Here is a 526-nt window from a genome sequence, read left to right on the forward strand (position 1 = left end):
GGCGGCGACCACGGTGGGTTTCATGACTGGGGTGAAGTCGTAACAAGGTAGCAGTACCGGAAGGTGCGGCTGGATCACCTCCTTTCTAGAGAAAAGTCGTCCGCATGAAGCGCGATGCTCACACTTATCGGTTTGTTGAATGAGTTTGGTGTGCTGGGTCAGTAGCTCAGTCGGTTAGAGCACCGTCTTGATAAGGCGGGGGTCGAAGGTTCGAATCCTTCCTGACCCACCAGGCAAAACAGACGGGGCCGTAGCTCAGTTGGTAGAGCGTCTGCTTTGCAAGCAGAATGTCATCGGTTCGATTCCGTTCGGCTCCACCACGATCTGTCATTTAAGAGAAGTTCGAAAAAATCGAGCTTTTTTAAATGACAAATCGAGAAGAGTGTGATAGAATTTCAAACTCGCTCGAAAGAGTCAATGTTCTTTAACAATTTGGTGAAACAAAGCGTTTCAATCAAGAAGAAGTCTTGGATTTCATGAGAGTCTGAGATGGATTGATTGGAAACGGGTTGTGATTGCATTCAAA

2 tRNA genes and 1 rRNA gene are annotated in these 526 nt (G+C 47.3%); all 3 read left to right on the forward strand.

Going from position 1 to position 526, the window contains the following annotated elements:
- Positions 1-85 (forward strand): 16S ribosomal RNA (locus H5985_RS09265); the annotation flags it as partial.
- A gap of 70 nt (positions 86-155) precedes the next feature.
- Positions 156-232: transfer RNA gene (locus tag H5985_RS09270), tRNA-Ile, on the forward strand.
- A 12-nt stretch (positions 233-244) separates the two neighbouring features.
- A tRNA-Ala gene (locus H5985_RS09275) sits at positions 245-320 on the forward strand.
- The last annotated feature ends 206 nt before the right edge of the window (positions 321-526 follow it).

The organism is Parasutterella secunda, assembly GCF_016901835.1.
GTDB lineage: Bacteria > Pseudomonadota > Gammaproteobacteria > Burkholderiales > Burkholderiaceae_F > Aphodousia > Aphodousia faecavium.